16 protein-coding genes are annotated in these 16,889 nt (G+C 38.7%); 7 read left to right on the forward strand and 9 right to left on the reverse strand.

Annotated elements, in window-relative coordinates:
* Nucleotides 1–266 precede the first annotated feature (266 nt).
* Nucleotides 267–1,598 carry an MFS transporter gene (locus tag F6K15_RS29330; RefSeq protein WP_293068000.1) on the reverse strand — a complete coding sequence of 444 codons (1,332 nt, stop codon included), beginning with the start codon at nucleotides 1,596–1,598 and terminating at the stop codon, nucleotides 267–269.
* 271 nt (nucleotides 1,599–1,869) lie between these two features.
* Between F6K15_RS29330 and F6K15_RS29335 the strand changes: the two genes are divergently transcribed.
* The 4 genes from F6K15_RS29335 to F6K15_RS29350 all read left to right on the forward strand — a co-directional run bounded on the left by F6K15_RS29335 (nucleotide 1,870) and on the right by F6K15_RS29350 (nucleotide 3,815).
* Nucleotides 1,870–2,844 carry a sulfotransferase gene (locus F6K15_RS29335; RefSeq protein WP_293068002.1) on the forward strand — a complete coding sequence of 325 codons (975 nt, stop codon included), beginning with the start codon at nucleotides 1,870–1,872 and terminating at the stop codon, nucleotides 2,842–2,844.
* 52 nt (nucleotides 2,845–2,896) lie between these two features.
* Nucleotides 2,897–3,112 carry a hypothetical protein gene (locus tag F6K15_RS29340; protein ID WP_293068005.1) on the forward strand — a complete coding sequence of 72 codons (216 nt, stop codon included), beginning with the start codon at nucleotides 2,897–2,899 and terminating at the stop codon, nucleotides 3,110–3,112.
* 105 nt (nucleotides 3,113–3,217) lie between these two features.
* Entirely contained in the window at nucleotides 3,218–3,547 is a 330-nt protein-coding gene (locus F6K15_RS29345; protein ID WP_293068008.1) for a hypothetical protein, read from the forward strand.
* Complete coding sequence (locus F6K15_RS29350; RefSeq protein ID WP_293068011.1) at nucleotides 3,510–3,815, forward strand: hypothetical protein; 306 nt, start codon at nucleotides 3,510–3,512, stop codon at nucleotides 3,813–3,815. Before F6K15_RS29345 ends, F6K15_RS29350 begins: the two co-directional genes overlap by 38 nt.
* A 99-nt stretch (nucleotides 3,816–3,914) precedes the next feature.
* Here F6K15_RS29350 and F6K15_RS29355 read toward each other — a convergent pair whose 3' ends face one another.
* The 4 genes from F6K15_RS29355 to F6K15_RS29370 form a co-directional block, all read right to left on the reverse strand.
* Complete coding sequence (locus F6K15_RS29355; protein WP_293068014.1) at nucleotides 3,915–5,315, reverse strand: cytochrome P450; 1,401 nt, start codon at nucleotides 5,313–5,315, stop codon at nucleotides 3,915–3,917.
* 104 nt (nucleotides 5,316–5,419) lie between these two features.
* Complete coding sequence (locus tag F6K15_RS29360) at nucleotides 5,420–5,713, reverse strand: Uma2 family endonuclease (RefSeq protein ID WP_293068035.1); 294 nt, start codon at nucleotides 5,711–5,713, stop codon at nucleotides 5,420–5,422.
* Nucleotides 5,714–5,724: 11 nt separating this feature from the next.
* On the reverse strand, nucleotides 5,725–6,021 hold the full coding sequence (locus F6K15_RS29365; RefSeq protein WP_293068017.1) for a Uma2 family endonuclease: 297 nt from the start codon (nucleotides 6,019–6,021) through the stop codon (nucleotides 5,725–5,727).
* 45 nt (nucleotides 6,022–6,066) lie between these two features.
* Complete coding sequence (locus F6K15_RS29370) at nucleotides 6,067–7,452, reverse strand: cytochrome P450 (protein ID WP_293068019.1); 1,386 nt, start codon at nucleotides 7,450–7,452, stop codon at nucleotides 6,067–6,069.
* Between the two features lie 871 nt (nucleotides 7,453–8,323).
* Between F6K15_RS29370 and F6K15_RS29375 the strand changes: the two genes are divergently transcribed.
* Entirely contained in the window at nucleotides 8,324–9,670 is a 1,347-nt protein-coding gene (locus F6K15_RS29375; protein WP_293068022.1) for a protein kinase, read from the forward strand.
* A gap of 581 nt (nucleotides 9,671–10,251) precedes the next feature.
* Here the strand turns inward: F6K15_RS29375 and F6K15_RS29380 are convergent.
* From F6K15_RS29380 to F6K15_RS29390, 3 genes are all read right to left on the reverse strand, one after another.
* Complete coding sequence (locus F6K15_RS29380; RefSeq protein ID WP_293068038.1) at nucleotides 10,252–11,328, reverse strand: DUF3474 domain-containing protein; 1,077 nt, start codon at nucleotides 11,326–11,328, stop codon at nucleotides 10,252–10,254.
* An 852-nt stretch (nucleotides 11,329–12,180) separates the two neighbouring features.
* Complete coding sequence (ilvA, locus tag F6K15_RS29385) at nucleotides 12,181–13,701, reverse strand: threonine ammonia-lyase, biosynthetic (protein WP_293068040.1); 1,521 nt, start codon at nucleotides 13,699–13,701, stop codon at nucleotides 12,181–12,183.
* A 407-nt stretch (nucleotides 13,702–14,108) separates the two neighbouring features.
* Nucleotides 14,109–15,278, reverse strand: coding sequence for a heme-binding protein (locus F6K15_RS29390; protein WP_293068024.1), 1,170 nt, complete (start codon nucleotides 15,276–15,278; stop codon nucleotides 14,109–14,111).
* Between the two features lie 707 nt (nucleotides 15,279–15,985).
* On the opposite strand from F6K15_RS29390, the gene F6K15_RS29395 reads away from it, so the two are divergent.
* Nucleotides 15,986–16,192, forward strand: coding sequence for a hypothetical protein (locus tag F6K15_RS29395; RefSeq protein ID WP_293068027.1), 207 nt, complete (start codon nucleotides 15,986–15,988; stop codon nucleotides 16,190–16,192).
* A gap of 112 nt (nucleotides 16,193–16,304) precedes the next feature.
* Nucleotides 16,305–16,646 (forward strand): hypothetical protein, encoded by a 342-nt coding sequence (locus tag F6K15_RS29400; protein ID WP_293068030.1) that lies wholly within the window; start codon nucleotides 16,305–16,307, stop codon nucleotides 16,644–16,646.
* A 2-nt stretch (nucleotides 16,647–16,648) separates the two neighbouring features.
* Here F6K15_RS29400 and F6K15_RS29405 read toward each other — a convergent pair.
* Nucleotides 16,649–16,889: hypothetical protein (locus F6K15_RS29405; RefSeq protein WP_293068033.1), on the reverse strand; the 241-nt coding region annotated here is incomplete at its 5' end.

Below are 16,889 nucleotides of genomic sequence, written 5' to 3' on the forward strand. Positions count from 1 at the left end.
CCCTCCTGCGAGGGGTCCGCGGGTGGGTAGACTCCTGAGGACTCCGTAGTTATTTATTTATCACTGTTCAACCGGAAGTCAAGAGTCAGAATGAATAGCTTTCATACCATTTATTAAGTCAAAAATCGTTAATCTCTACAAATGGTTTATAATTTCGTCTTTTGCTTAAGTCCTGTTTGAAATAAAAAACTTCAGTAAAACTGAACAATTATAATTCCTAAATTTTTTGACAAATCATTTAGGCGCTCTATAGAATTCTTCTCTAATTATTCTGAAGCAACCATAGAATCACGTTCCGCTAGTAGACGACGTAATTCTTGTTGTCGAACGCTATCAAGTGGAAAATTCCAGATAGCGATCGCTGCTATAAGACTAATTGGGATAGGAACACAAATAAATATATATTTAAGTGCCTCAATTGCTTCGGGAGTATTTGCGCCTCCAGGAACAAAACCAATCAAATCTAGAATAGGGTAAACCATACCAACTCCCAACGCAGAACCAACTTTGTTAGTCATGGTCAACAAAGAATAGTACAGACCTGTACGCTGTGTACCAGATTCCAGGTTATCATGGTCTGTAACATCTGCCATGATCGACCGTAACAAAAATGCTCCCGCACCAGATTCAATACCAAACAGAATATTAACTAAACCATACAACCATAAATTCCCTGGTTGAACTAGCAATAAAGTAGTGAGAATTATACAACCATAAATTTTAGCAACACCAAAAGTCCGATGCTTCTCCAAACTATAACTAAGACGCATCCAGAAAGGAATGCCACAAAAACTAGCAATGAAATAAAGTAAAAGCATCAGACTAGACCATTGACCTAGATCCATGACATAACTAACAAAAAAAATGTAGATTGAACCAATAATTCCAGGAGCAAGACCAGTCATAACATTTGCCAGTAGGACTCGCATTAGTAGCTTGTTTTTCAACAGTAGAGAAGTTGACTTGACCAAACCAAGTTGAGGCGGTGGTGTCACAGGTCTTTCTTGAACATTACAAACAGCGATCGCTACAGTAATAGGTAGTAATACAATAGTAAACCAACCCATAGCAGCAACTTTATTCCCAGCATCAATACTCCCAGTCTGCTCAAGAATAGTTGGAAGTATCAAGACAGCTAACATTCCAAAGACTAGAGCAAACTCTCGCCAACCTTGAATTCGCGCTCGCTCATAATAATCAGAAGATAATTCTGCACCCCAAGACATATGAGAAATACTCAACAGAGTCCAACCCACATATAGCAGCAACATCCAAAACAGAAGATAATTTCCCGCGATCGGCCCTTGAGGCATAAACACTTTGTAAACGCAAATCATTAAAATGGGAACAGATAATATAATCCAATGACGGCGACGTCCAAGGGGAGTTGTCACTTTATCGCTGAGAATACCAAGAACTGGATCGGTAAAAACGTCCCAGAAACGGGTAATCATAAAAATTGTGCCCACCAGAGAAAGGCCAAGTCCCATTTCTTCTGCATAAAAAGGGGGGAGGTAGACCAAAAGAGGAAGACCAAGAGCGGAAAGAGGTATAGCAGGAGAGACAAAGGCTGCGATGGTTTTTTTGGTCAGATTCATCTTTTTGTATTATTTATGGCCTTGGAGCAAGTATAAAATTATATTTCATTTAATTTTAGTTAGATGAATCAGAAATTACATTAGTTCTATATTTACTTAAGATTAGAGAATTTTTTGGGTAATACCGAGGCGATCGCGATTTGTGATTTTATTTGTCATAACCTAAAGTACCAGGAGCAATAAAATCTGGTATTTCTGGATAGTGGAATAGTTTGTGTTTACCAGAAAATCTGTTTTATCATAAATTACTGACAGTAAAAGAATAAAGACAATGCAATCTGAAGTTATGAATAGTTTTGCCGATCGACCATACCTAGACTTATGTTCAAAAATTGATTTTAACCCTGTTTTTATTATGGGAGAGCATCGATCGGGGACTACTTTGTTGTACAAAACCTTGGTAGCTACGGAGTGTTTTAACTGTGTCACTGCCTATCACATCATTAAATACGATCAAATTCTGGCCAACTATATCAATCAAACTGAGCACCAGACTCGCCAAGAACTGCAAGAACTATTCAAGTCTTTGGGTATAAGCGATAGAATCATAGACCATGTAGTTACAACTCCAGATTTACCGGAAGAATATGGATTCATTCTTAAAAATGCTGGGTATGAGTCTTACCTGAACCCTGACAATATTTCTTTATTTATAGAATTGTGCAGAAAAATTCAATTCGTCTCGGACTCAAATAAACCGCTTTTACTGAAAAATCCTTGGTGCTTTTCTCACTTCAAGTATGTCAAGGATACTTTTCCACAGGCTAAATTTATTTTTATTCATCGACATCCTATTCATGTCATAAATTCCAAGCTGAAAGCTGTCCGCCTTATACTCTCTACTAAGAGTGCTTATACTACTCTAATTTCCCAAGAATTTAATAAGATATTAAAGAACCCTTTACAAGGTTTTATATTCCGGTTTTTATATTCCAATTACTTCGATATGGGATTACGCCGAGTCACCAAGTCTTCTGTTGAATCAACCACTTATTTTTTAGAGAATATTGATTCATTACCAAAAACAGATTATATTTCTTTAGGATATGAAGAGCTCTGTCAATCTCCAGAGTCTACTATTATTAAAATTTTAGACTTTCTAAGACTACAGGCAAAAACAGTATTAGAATATGATAAATTGATTGAACAACGTCCAATTAAATTATTACCAGAGGTCGAAAGAAAGTATGGTGAAATTTGCCATAGGTTACAACCTTATTTGAATTATTATGGATATGATTCTTAAATTAGGATGATTTAGATAAACTTTGTTGGTTAATTTAATAACAATAATTTTAATGGATTCAGTAGAAAGAAAACTAGGTTTAATTGAAAATCTTTTTCATATCATTCACGATTTTGGTGGCATGATAGATGTTAACGTTGCTCGGATCGAAGGGGAAATCGAAACTAATATTTTACGAAAAGCTCTTGATTTACTACAAAAACGTCATCCAATGCTTCGAGTTAGGATTATTGAACTCTCTGATGGGGCTTATTTTAGTTCTCAATAAATCAAAAAAATCCCCTTACCAACTATAACCAAAACAAATGAAAATCAGTGGTTGGAGATTGCTGAATAAGAACTACATCAGAAATTTTCTGACGAGTTGATTCCCTTGTGTCGAATAACTTTACTTAAATCTTCTCTTAGTAATGGTATTAATGAAATTATCGCTACTTTTCATCATGATATTACTGATGGATTATCTTGTATGAATTTTATCGACGAACTATTATTTTATTATCAGAAAATCGCTGCTGGGGAAAAAATACCTAATGAGATAGTTCTGCCTTTTTTTTCTCCTATAGAACAAACACTTGATCGAAGTTTTGTTGATGTTAATTTCAGACAAAAACTAGAAAGTAAAAATGTTAAAGAACCTCCAGTCCCAAAATTAATTATCGAGCTTGGAAGAAAATTCGACAGGAAGAATCAAAACAATTAACATTTCTAATCGTGGAAAATTTGACTTAGCTGAAAGCTATGGCAAATTAAAAATCAAAGAAATATATTTTATTGTAGGACAGCATTTATTTAGTCCATGTCTTTGGCTGGGTGCAGTAACTTTCCATGAACAGCTCTTTTGTAGCTTTGCTCATGTAACTCCTTTAATAAACTCTCAAACGATGAATGATTTTGCTGATGGTGTTGTAGGTATTCTAGAAAAAGCTTCTTTAAAAGAATTTTTGTGTTTACAAGAATTATCAAATTAATTAAATAGTCAGGACTTAGGCAAACTAAGCTTGAAAACGCCATATGTAGGGGCGAATAGCATTGGCTAGCGCCAAGCTCCGCTAACGCCCTCACTGGATTTAGTTTCCGTGCGTAAGTCCTGTAGAAGTAGTTTGCATAACTCGCTGTTGAGTTCGCTTACCTTTAACTACCATCCGCACCCCATCTGATGGTGCGAGCAGAATGCCTTTCCGTACTGGCTTGGGCTTACTATCCGCTAATACTAACTGCCAACGGGATAGTACATTTGCTAGAACCAGTTTCATCTCAAACTCAGCAAAAGCAAAGCCCAGACAGCGACGGTTTCCTCCACCAAAAGGTAAATATTCATAAGGAGAAAATTGACGTTCCAGAAAACGCTCTGGCTTGAAATGCTTTGGTTCGGGATATAAATCTTCACGATGATGGGTTAGATAAATACAGGCAGACAAGATAGTACCAGGTTCAAAGTGGTAATCCCCAATCTGTAGTGGCGATTTGACCACTCGTGGAAAAGCAAACACTGTTACTGGATAAATACGCAGAGTTTCTTTGCAGACAGCATTCAAATAAGGCAATTTTAAAATCATACTCGAATCAGGATTATCGCCAAGGTCATCCAACTCTTGCAACAGTTTGTCTCGTATTTGTGGCTGATTATGAATCCAGTAAAATGCCCAAGCTAGAGATGTTGCAGTTGTTTCATGACCAGCTACCAAGAGTGTCATCAATTCATCTCGTAACTCCACATCTGTCATCTGCTCGCCATTCTCATCGCGAGCTGCCATCATTAAAGAAAGAATATCAGTGCGAGATGAATCTAATTTTGCTCGACGTTCCTTAATTTCAGCGTAAATTAGTTCATCCATTCGCTGGCGTAGAAGAAGAAAATGCCCCCAAGGACTCCAAGACCCTAAATTCTTTTGTAATATTGGAAACATAAGTATCATAGTTTGCAATAAAGGTCTTTTAGGATTAAGCCATTCCAGCAATACTTCTTTAAGTTCCTTGTAACGCGAACCTTCTTCTAGACCAAATACAGCTTTTATAATTACCTCAAAAGAAATGGCCTGCATAGACGAACGGACTGAGAAGGTTTGATCGATCTGCCATTGACTTGTTACTTGCTCAGTGATTTTGTGAATCAGTTCACCATAAGCACGCATTCTTTCTCCGTGAAAGGGAGGCATTAATAGTTTTCTCTGTCGCCGATGTTGCTCTCCACTAAGAGCAATCAGTGAATGTTGTCCCAATAAGGGGAGTTTAATCCCAGCCTCCTTACCAGAGTCCAATTGTTTTAAATCGGCAGTAAAAATTTTCTCGACCCCTTCAGGGTTGCTAACAATAACTTGAGGAATATTACTGGGACCAAAGGAAAAAGTAAATATATCTCCGTAGATTTGTGCTTGTTTTTCGAGAATTTCCAAGGGTTTAGTAATCCACTGAAGTTTTTGCAGTAATGATAAAGTCCGGGAACCATCGGGAAATTTAGGTTTAGCCATTTTTATTTATATCTTGGTGATGTGATGGAAACTGTATTCTAAATAGTCTTGAGAACTCTTTAATTAAGTCAATACTCTCCATTTTTTGAGTTCTTTGGGAGCTATCAACCCTGAGGACGCAAAATTTGAGCAACCTGAACCACACAATCAGAAAATCTCAGAGGGATGATCGAATCATTTTCTGTCAAAATCATCTCTCTTTGATAACCTTCCTGAGTAGGTTCTCGATAAACATACAATTGACGATTTTGGATGTCTAATACCCAATAATCCTCAATACCTGACCTAGCATAAACTGTTCTTTTTACCTCCTGATCGCCCTTCAAAGTAGTATCAGCAATTTCCACAATTAAGTATACATCATTAAAGGTAGGATGAGCTTCCTCATAATCCCAAATCTCACTTTTAACTACTGCACTATCCGGTTCAGGTTCCGAAAATTATTAAGTCTAATAGGAAGTTGTAATCTAATTAAAACATTATCCCCCAAAATCAGACTTAATAACCGATTAATGCGAGTAATAGCTGCTGCACGATAACTTCCTTGAGGCGACATTTTTTTAATAATTTTTCCGTCTATTAACTCTACTTTTTCGTCAGGTAATAAAATTCCTGCCTCTGCCATACAATGATAATTTTCTACAGTCCAAAGACGCAGAGGCAAAGAAGTAAAAAAGTGAGTATTTTGTCGTTTGTTTTCTAACATTGAAATAGAGCAATTAAATGTTTATATTCTTTAAATTGCATTATTCTAAACAGTCTCTAAAACACGCGATTTTTGAGTTCTTTTTCCCTTAACTACCATCCGTACTCCATCTGCTGGAGCCATCAACAAACCACGACGCACTGCTTTAACAGGCTTTTGATCTGCTAATGCCAACTCCCAACTAGATAGTATCGTTGCTAATACCAATTTCATCTCAAACAAGGCAAAAGCTTGACCTATACAGCGACGGTTGCCTCCACCAAAAGGCAAATATTCATAAGGAGAAAATTGACGTTCTAGAAAACGCTCTGGTTTAAACTGCTTCGGTTGAGGATATAAATCTTCCCGATGATGAGTTAAATAAATACAGGGAGTGAGAAAAGTTCCTGGTTGAAACTGATAACCCATAATTTCTAGGGGTGACTTCACCTCTCGTTGAAATGCCAATATTGCTACTGGATAAATTCGCAGAGTTTCTTTGCACACAGCATCCAAATAGGGCAATTTGAAAATTTCCATCGGATCTGGTTTATCTCCCAGTGCATCCAGTTCTTGCAGCAGTTGATCTCGAATTTCTGGTTGACGGTGAATCCAGTAAAATGCCCATGCTAAAGCTGTTGCAGTAGTTTCGTGACCAGCTACTAACAGAGTAATTAACTCATCGCGCAATTCTAAATCTGTCATTGGTTGCCCCTCTTCATCCCGCGCTGCCATCATCAAAGACAAAATATCGGTGCGAGTGGGGTCGGGATTTTCTCTACGTTCAGCAATTTCAGCGTAGATGAGTTTATCAATGTCTCGCTCATTCTGCATCAAACGCCCCCAAGGACTTAACGGTCCCCAATCTTTTTGTAGTGCAGGGAAAAATAGCAATATCGATCTGAAGATAGGTTTTCCTCCTTCAAATCTAGCAGTGAGCAATTGATCTATTTCTTGTAAGCGTTGACCTTCTTCTAAACCAAATACAGCCTTTAATATTACTTGAAATGAGATTCTTTGAGTAGATGAGCGAATGGAAAAAGTTTTGTTTGTTATCCATTGAGACGTAACTTGCTGGATAATTTCACGAATGAGCTCGCCGTAAGCTAGCATCCTTTGGCCATGAAATGGTGGTGTTAAGAGTTTCCGTTGCCGTCTGTGAGGAGCGCCTGAAAGTGCTATCAGAGATTGCTCTCCTAAAAAAGGCAACCTTGTCCCATTTCCGCCTGCATCTAATTTTTCTGGATCGGTGGCAAAAATTTCTTGAATTCCTTGGGGGTTACTGATGATTACCATTGACTTTTTACTATCACCTAATAAAACAGGAAGGGTAAAAATATCACCATACTGTCTAGCATTACTTTCCAGGAATTCCAAGGGTTTGACTATTCGTTGCAGTTTATTCAGGAATGACAGATTTTGTGGACCTTTAGGGAGTTGGGATGTAACCATTTTTTTTTCTAACTTTGATTGCTACTAATATATTCTATCTATAATCGCATTTTTGCTACATCATTTTCTGGGGCTTTGCCTAGAAGCCAAAGTCTTAAGTCTAACGCAATTTATCATTTTATTTGTCATAACCTAGAGTCCCAGAAATAATAAAATCTGGTATTTTAATCTCTGGATATTTTTTCAATTAGCAATTAGATAGATATATACTATTGTCGCCAAAAAAAAGAATACTTTGAGTCTAGCTGTTTAATTTTGTCAAAGCGATCGCTAATATTATGTCCAGTTAAATATAGAGAGTCACTCTTACGCATCAAATCTTACAGAGTCTTCCCTACAAGACTTTCAACTCTATAAGTATAGTAATTTGTCTAGATTAACCATAAATCTTTTCAGATTTACCCACCCTACATTTTTGATATTCTCTTACTGTATAATAAAGATAATTATACTTAAATATTATCAAAATCATGGTAGAGATACTGCACAATTTATCATCAGATAAAAAATCAAAATAAAATTTACTAGATAATTAGGGCGTGACCGATCTAATCTAAAAGCATTGACATATAAAGACAAGTGCCTTTTTGGGGTCAAAAAAAGTGCAAATTTTTCAGCTCTTCATGCTCAAAAAGGAGCGTATTTTAGGCTCATAGTTGGGCATAAAAATGATTCTGACAATTCTTAGCTCTTACCTCCTCGCTCCCAAGCCATTTCTCCCCTCCACCGGAGGGGTTAGGGGTGGGTTGTCTCCTGTCTCCTGTTTCCTGTCTCCTGTCTCCTGTCTCCTACAAAGAGCAAAAAGACTTTCCATACGCAAACCCTAATTAATAGAAATCATCGCACAAATATTAAAAATTTTAACTACCTCATGTCTGCTAAAGTCAAACTTACTATTATCCAAGGAAGTATGCTCGGAAAAGAATTTGTCTTTGAAGAACGAACTACCTGTATTATCGGTCGTCATCGAGACTGTAGACCTAGACTACCTAGTGATGAACAACATCGTACAATTTCTCGTTATCATTGTCTACTTGATATTAATCCTCCAGATATACGAGTGCGTGATTTTGCTAGTAAAAATGGTACTTATGTTAATGGTAAAAAAATTGGGCAACGTCAATCTGAGCATCTCCCTGAAGCAAAAACAAAAAATAATTTTCCTGAATATGAATTAAAATCAGGGGACCAAATTCAATTGGGAAATACTATTTTTCAGGTTAGTCTTGAAGAAGAAACAGAGATGCCTCCAGAAATGCTCGAACAACCAAAAACTTGGCAAGTAAAAACAGTTGAATTATTAACTTTACCACCAACTTTAGGAGATTCTACTCTAACTGCAATTCCTGGTTATACGACGCTTAATTTATTAGGAAAAGGCGGCTGTGGAGAAGTTTATTTAGCTAAAAATAATCATACTCAAGAGTTAATAGCTTTAAAAACAATGTTACCAGAAATCACAAATAATCCTAATGCCATAAATCGTTTTTTGAGAGAAATAGAAAATACTAAAGCTTTAAATCATACCAATGTTGTTCAATTGAAAGATTATCATTATAGCGATCGCCTATTTTTTTTTACTTTAGAATATTGTAATGGTGGTAGTATTTGGAACTTGATGCAGAGTCATGGTTATCAGTTATCTGTTGATGTGGCAGTGCCAATTATTCTACAAGCTTTAGATGGTTTAGAATATGCCCATAATGCAGAAATTCCTTATGTAAAAAAGGCAGATGGTAGTTTGAGTATTGGGCGAGGTTTGGTTCACCGCGATATTAAACCAGCTAATATTTTTCTGAGTAATAATGTAGATAATTCAACAGTAGTAAAAATAGCAGATTATGGGTTAGCAAAAGCTTTTGATTTAGCAGGTTTAAGTGGGCAAACAATGACGGGAAATAAAGGAGGTACTTTTCCATTTATGCCAAGGCAACAAATGATTGATTTTAAATATGTAAAACCGGAAGTAGATGTTTGGGCAATGGCGGCAACTTTATATAATATGTTAACTGGTGTATATCCTCGTGATTTTGTTGGTAAAGACCCAATTTTAACTGTATTGCAAACTAAACCTGTGCCAATTAGACAAAGAAATCTTTCTATTCCTAAATCTTTAGCAGAGGTAATTGATTTAGCATTAATTGATGAACCAGAAATTTATTTTAAAACAGCTAAAGAATTTAAACAAGCATTGTTAAGCTATCAGCATTTTCCGTAACGAAATGCTCCGCAAACAGCACTCAGTTTTCAGCACCCTAAAAGCATTGTTAAGCTATCAGCATTTTCCGTACCGGAATGCTCCGCAAACAGCACTCAGCTTTCAGCACGTTCCAACTTCGGTCTTTCTTCCTTCTGCCATATACCAACCTATCTATAAAATAAAGTACTTTTTACAAAAGTCTAACAAAAGTCTAATAACTTTACAGAACTTTTGCCGATCTCTGACCTCACGTCACAACCAAAATCCTGTAAGGGCGAATGGCCATTCGCCCCTACTTTGTTCTACCGAAATGAAATTAATTTAATTAGGGCTTGCTGATTAAATCTAAAAGCATTGACATATAAAGATAAGTGCCTTTTTGAGGTCAAAAAAAGTGCACCTGTTTCAGCTCTTCATGCTCAAAAAGGAGTGTATTTTAGGCGTATAGTTAGGCAGAAAAATCAAGGGACAATTTTTCCGACTACCTCCTCGCTCCCAAGCCATTTCTCCCCTCCTGGGAGGGGGAGGGGCTAGGGGTGGGTTGTCTCCTGTCTCCTGTCTCCTACCCTTACCAAAAGACTTAATTCAGAAAACCCTAATTAGTTTGACGATTTTTTCCAAGGTGATTGATAATATACTTGAGAACCTTTGTCTGAGACAAAATGACAAGCCAAATAAGAGTTGATAAAACTCTTCCATACAGGTTCGCTTGACTGGTGATAATATTCACCCAAAATAGGTTTTATTGCCTCCGTAGCTGTCTTTAAATGATAGTGTGGCATACTCAGAAAAATATGATGAGCTACATGAGTACCAATATCGTGATGAATAGAATTGATAAAACCATAGTCGCGGTCAATGCTAGATAATGCACCTTTAAGGAAATACCAGTCATCTCCACGATACCAGGGAATATCTGCTTCAGTGTGGTGTAAGTAGGTGACTAAATCTAGCCAGACGACAAATATTACATAAGGAACTAAGTAATATTTTACTAAAAATACCCAACCAAACTGATAGGTGAGCCATCCCAGAAAACCTACCATTAACATCCAGAGTGCCGAACTTGTTAAGACATCCCACTTTTCAGAAGGACGAAATAATGGACTGTTGGGCAGAAAATGAGAACCTGCACGATTAGGCGATCGCCTAAACAAATAAAGTGGATAAGCTAATAATGGCAGGTAAAAGCGAAATAGCTTTTCATACCAAGGCATCATATTATACTTACTCTCAGAAACAGGATACCAACTTTCATCAGTATCAATATTTCCAGTATTGGCATGATGGGTTCTATGACTAATACGCCAACCGTGGTAAGGCACGAGAATGGGAGTGTGGGACAAATGCCCAATTAGGTTATTAAACCATTTATATTTGGAGAAAGAGCCATGACCGCAGTCATGTCCCACTACAAATAATGCCCAAAACATAGTTCCTTGCATTAACCAGAAGATGGGAAAAAAGAACCATGAATCTAGATTATAAGCGATTGCATATAGACCAGCAATAATGCCAATATCAAGAAAAAAGTAGCTCAGAGACTTCCAGACAGAAGGCTCAAAACAATGTGGAGGAATAGCTGCTTTCACTTCTTGAAGAGTAAAGGGTAACTCTATTTTTGAGGGAGTTAAATTTGTATCAGTTGCTTGACCGAGAACAGTGTTTGATTGCACTAAATTTTCAACTTTGTGTAATATGTCTGATATTTCATCTTGAAGTAGCACTCAGCTATCAGCTATCAGCTATCAGCTTTTCAAGGTGTATAATGGGAGATTATTTCTCCTCATAAAAGGCGCACCACTAATTTTTCAAACATAGTGGGGGACTTAAACCCTTGAATTTTTAGCTGATAGCTGAAGTGCGCTCTAGCTGATAGCTAGTTCACAAGTCACATTTTGCAGATTTAGCTTCCATCAACTACCCCTAATTCTTCTGAACTAACAGAGAGAAATGGGGTATCAATTTATGGAACTTTTACTGCATTAGGACGAATCTCATCAGCTATAGAACAAAAGCTAGTGAGAGATGAAACGACCACTATTGTATATTATCTAGGGGTAATTTTTGACAAAAATTTTATATTTTTAGTGTAGGATGGCAGAAATAATATCATGTTCGGTTGAATACTTACACTTTGGAGGAGGTAAGGCAGAAGGCAGGAGGCAGAAGGCAGAAGGAAAGAAGAGGTTATACTATTTCTCAAAAAGAATGCTATGTCTGATTGGGTGAGGACCCACCCCTAGCTCCCAGGAGGGGAAGTGTGGGAGGTGTGGAGAGAGGAAAAGCAGGAAAAATCTATACTAACCAACTAATAATTGTCAAAAACAAACTTTTAATCTTGGTAACTATTTGACTGTTGAAGTATAGCATTACTTTTGGTAATTGGTATTAGAAGGGAAAAGGTTTTTTATCTCGCTATTATCCGGACATGATATAACCAGTCATAAAATCCTAAAAGCCTTAACAATCAATTCTTTTGAGGGCGAATGCCATTCGCCCCTACGGCTTTTGACTTCCACGTAGCACTAGGCTAAAAATAGCTTATAGGCTGGGTTTTGGCTTTCATCCCAATAGCGATAACCAAAATTATGGACAAAACTTTGCCATTCGGCCATTTCGTCAGGTGGGACTTGCATTCCCACCACAATACGTCCATAATCTGCCCCATTATTACGGTAGTGGAAAAGACTAATATTCCAGTTGGGACTCATGGAGGCGACAAATTTCATTAATGCCCCTGGCCTTTCGGCGAACTCGAAACGATAAAGTAGTTCGTGGTGGGCGAGAGGGGAACGACCTCCAACCAGATGGCGCAGGTGTAGTTTTGTCAGTTCGTCGTCGGTTAAATCTAGGGTTTTCAAGCCTTGAGTTTCAAAAGTTTCTACTATTTTGGCCGCATCAACACGGTTTTCTATTTGTACTCCTACGAAAATGTGTGCTTCTTTTTCCTCCGCAATGCGATAGTTGAACTCAGTAATATTACGTTTGCCCAGACAGTCACAAAATCTGCGGAGACTACCTGGAGTTTCGGGAATAGTAACGGCAAATATGGCTTCGCGACGTTCGCCAAATTCTGCTCTTTCAGCCACAAAGCGGAGGCGGTCAAAATTCATGTTTGCACCACAAGCAACAGCGATCAGAGTTTCATCTTGAATTTTTTCTCGCTCGACGTAAGCTTTTGCTCCAGCGATCGCTAATGCGCCAGCAGGTTCGACAATGGAGCGAGTATCTTCAAATACATCTTTGATGGCCGCACAAGTATCATCTGTTTCGACGAGAATAATATCATCTACATATTGCTGACATAGACGAAGTGTTTCTTCTCCTACTTCTCGCACTGCAACACCATCGGCAAATAATCCTACTTGAGGTAAGCGGACTCGATGTCCAGCTTTGAGAGACTGGGACATAGCATCAGCATCAGCAGGTTCAACGCCAATAATTTTGATTTCCGGGCGCAACCGTTTGACATAAGCAGCAATACCGGAAATTAAACCTCCACCACCAATAGCGACAAAAATAGCGTGAATGGGTTTTTGATATTGACGGAGAATTTCCATTCCTATTGTCCCTTGTCCGGCGATGACGTAGGGGTCGTCAAAGGGGTGAATAAAAGTCAAACCTTTTTCTGCTTCTAGTTGATGGGCGTAACTACAAGCTTCGTCATAGGTTTCGCCATACAAAATAACTTCGCCTCCCCTAGCTTTGACAGCATTGACTTTTAGTTGAGGGGTAGTGACAGGCATGACTATGATGGCACGGGTGCCGAGGCGACCGGCGGCTAGGGCGACTCCTTGAGCGTGGTTTCCAGCGGATGCTGCGATGACTCCCTGGGAGAGAATTTCTGGAGGCAGTTGAGCCATTTTGTTGTAAGCTCCGCGTAATTTGAAGGAGAAGACTGACTGCATATCTTCTCGTTTCAGTAGGAGGTTGTTTTGGAGGCGTTTTGAAAGGTTTGGAGCAGTTTCGAGTGGTGATTCTTGGGCTACGTCATAGACGCGAGCAGTGAGAATTTGTACTAGGTAGTCGCAATACATAGATTTTATTGGGTTAGTAGATGTTTGACTATCTTACCATTACCTAATTTTTTTTTTCATATCATGTCTGGTTTACAGCAGTTTCGTCCTCTGGTAAAATTCTCATAATACCTAAAGTAGTTGATATCCTTAGCGAATTTTTTTCATAATTTATCAGAAAAGAAAGCACGACAAGAATTTGGACACTGATTCACAGATAATTAGTTGGGAAAATTTGATTTTGGTTCCGTTTCTCAAGCAGTTTTGGAAAAGAGTTTAATTCCTGTCGTGGTAGTTGAAAAAATATAATTATCAGGACTTAAAATTGTGTTTTTTGTAGAGGCAATTCATAAATTGCCTCTATAGGTAATCAGCCACTCTTCATAGTGATATCAAGACTTGCTTTCTTGAGAGAAGAAATACCTCAGATGCACTTACTACTGTTTAACCATGGTAGCGACATCAATGTGAGGCCACACAATTAATTTGTCAGGGTCTTCAGAGGTAAAGTCTTTGATAAAATCAAGATTTGTTGTTTGAGAATATTGCAATTGCAAGAACTCATTTCCTGCTTCATCCTCAACATCTTCGATCCAGAAGGTCGATTCAAAGGACGAGACATCAGCATTTTTCTCGATGAATGGGATATTGGATATTCCGCCTTCATTTTCTGTGGATACGTCCAAAATAACCGTTTCCAGAAGCTTCTGTTTATCAATAATATCTTGAAGAATTTTGTTAGGATTGGATGGATCGAATGGCGGAACACCTTCAGCTGTGAAATAAGGAGCGGCGTATCCTAAAACTGGTTTGTCAAGAATAGGCAAGCCATCAATCTCTGGGATTTGGAAATTTCCTTCTACATCAAAAGAATCTCCTATTGCTAATAGAGTATTTCCATGAGGAATTGATGAGAGTCGGGACACAATTTTCTTTTCCTTATCCAACAATAACCACATCCCATTTTCTATATGTAGCGGTTGAAACGTGTTAGCATCGCTGACCACTTGCTGGTAATGTAAACCTACCACAAATGTATCGATTGGAAATCCCCGGTTAGGAACTGGCGCACCTATAGGAGTGAAAGTCAAGGTCTCTATGTAGGGCATAATTTCTACGCAAAAGTTCTCTCTTGGCTTTTTGGGAGTTTTTCCCGGACATCCAACAGTATTACGAGCACGTCTGCTGTTAATGGGAACGGCAATCATATTCCATCCCTTTCCTACCCAGGTACCTGTTAAATCCTTCAGGGGTCCTAAATCTTCTACTCCGTCTTCTATCTCATCTGAGAGACGAAGGAATTGAGGTGGTAGCTCCTGAGAAGGAGACTTAAGAGACTCCTTGACTGATTCCTCGAGCTTCTGCTTACGCTGTTGACGACGCTGTTGACGACGCTGTTGACGCTGTTGACGACGCTTTTCCTTTTCAGCTTGACGACGCTGTTGACGCTGTTGGCGACGCTCTTCCTTTTCAGAAGGAGACTCAGGAGACTCAACGAACGCTTCCTTGATAGGCTCTACTGATGGCTGTTCTTCAGCTATTGCTGTTAATGGGTTACCAATCAAAATGGTAACTAGGATTAAAAAAGACAAAAGAAGTTTTTTCATTTAATTCACTGTTTGGTAGGACTGAAAAAGTAGCGGTGACAGTTGTCAAGCATTTTGCTACTTTTTTGAAGTAGAGTATCAGTTGAAGGCAAAAAAATCCTCATATACCCATAGATAATAAAGAGAGTTTTTGATGGATTTTTGGTTTCCACTCTTTACTAAAAATAAAACGTTACTCGGTATAATTTTCTGACACTTCTTTACAAAAAGAAATAAATTGCCCAAGTTCTTGCTTTTGTTCAGGGGGCGTTGGCGGAGCAAGTGCGGCAGCTATATCGCTCCTCCTCGTCCTTTCCATCCCACAATCAAACTTGGCCAGAAAACACCACCTTTTTTGCCCAGGCCCGCTACCCTAGGAAAATTGCTATTTTTCGCCCAATCCCGAAACAAATAGCAGGCGGCGAAAACGACCCATACAAATAAGGCCCCCCTAACGGGACTTGCACAAAATCAAGCAATAAAATAGGCTCATATCATGTCCGGTAGCATCGGAGCGTGTATAATTGAAGAGGAGAAAAATAATTCCCTGGAGCGATCGCCATTATGCCAAGACGCTTAAGTATCCAAGAACACCTAAGTATAGATGAACTAGAAAGAAACTACCGAGCTACCTATGACCCAATAGAAAGGACTAGATACCAAATAATTTGGCTTAAGCGCAAAAGGAAAAACAACACTCATAAGTTTCTTCACTCACAGGCTATTGTTTGGAGGCCATTCGTCAAATTGCACGTCGCTACAATCGGCAAGGTAAAGAAGGATTGGTAGATCGTCGCCATCAACATCCAGGGCAAAAGGGATTCCTTTCAGATGAAAGGCAAGCCCACCTAGAAATGGCCCTCCAGGAGAAAGCACCAGATGGAGGATTATGGAATGGGCGCAAGGTGGGGGATTGGTTAACAGCAATTTTTTGACCATCGAGTTGATCGGCGCAGGGGATGGGAATATTTACGGTCAATGAAATATAGATTACGAATCCCCCGACCACAGCATCAAAAGTCGGCAACTCCAACCGAACACTCTTAAATGGAAAAAAGCGCACCGCCTGCGACGAGGTCTCCTCGCCGTAAAGACGGAGCAAGAAAACTCTCTCACCGATTTGAACAACTAAAAGCCGAGTATCCAGAGGCCACTGTAGAACTCTGGGCAATGGATGAACATCGTTTGGGTCTCAAGCCAATTTTCCGACGAGTATGGACACCTGTGGGAGTACAACCAACTGCAGAGGTAAACTGGCGAAGCGTAGCAATATCGCTCCGGGCAATTATTTTTCTTCCTCCTCTATTATACACAAACGATGCTACCGGACATGATATTAATAGTAGAGAAGGACGGGTTCAGCATTCGTGCAGTGGCCAATTCCTTTAAGGTTATGCTCTTATTGTGCAAGGCATACTTTTGTCTAACTCTACTTTTGTCCAATTACTGAAAAACGAAGAAACAAAAATGAAAAATTTGATATCCCGAATATTTGTAGGAGCAATTTGTGCAACAGAAATTATTTCCTCCGATACCACTCCCGCAACAGTTACAAACCGATACCGAATATCTGCCAAAAGTTGCTTTGTTTGCTGCCGCAGTTGCGCAATACTTTCCTCATCCTCAGACTGA

It is taken from the genome of Okeania sp. SIO2B3 (genome assembly GCF_010672525.1).
Classification (GTDB): domain Bacteria; phylum Cyanobacteriota; class Cyanobacteriia; order Cyanobacteriales; family Microcoleaceae; genus Okeania.

Excerpts from the sequence above, each read along its gene's own strand:
- F6K15_RS29330 (WP_293068000.1), bottom strand. The coding sequence starts at position 1,598 with ATGAATCTGACCAAAAAAACCATCGCAGCCTTTGTCTCTCCTGCTATA.
- F6K15_RS29355 (WP_293068014.1), bottom strand. The coding sequence starts at position 5,315 with ATGGCTAAACCTAAATTTCCCGATGGTTCCCGGACTTTATCATTACTG.
- F6K15_RS29335 (WP_293068002.1), top strand. The coding sequence starts at position 1,870 with ATGCAATCTGAAGTTATGAATAGTTTTGCCGATCGACCATACCTAGAC.
- F6K15_RS29365 (WP_293068017.1), bottom strand. The coding sequence starts at position 6,021 with ATGTTAGAAAACAAACGACAAAATACTCACTTTTTTACTTCTTTGCCT.
- F6K15_RS29340 (WP_293068005.1), top strand. The coding sequence starts at position 2,897 with ATGGATTCAGTAGAAAGAAAACTAGGTTTAATTGAAAATCTTTTTCAT.
- F6K15_RS29375 (WP_293068022.1), top strand. The coding sequence starts at position 8,324 with ATGTCTGCTAAAGTCAAACTTACTATTATCCAAGGAAGTATGCTCGGA.
- F6K15_RS29400 (WP_293068030.1), top strand. The coding sequence starts at position 16,305 with ATGGAAAAAAGCGCACCGCCTGCGACGAGGTCTCCTCGCCGTAAAGAC.
- F6K15_RS29390 (WP_293068024.1), bottom strand. The coding sequence starts at position 15,278 with ATGAAAAAACTTCTTTTGTCTTTTTTAATCCTAGTTACCATTTTGATT.
- F6K15_RS29370 (WP_293068019.1), bottom strand. The coding sequence starts at position 7,452 with ATGGTTACATCCCAACTCCCTAAAGGTCCACAAAATCTGTCATTCCTG.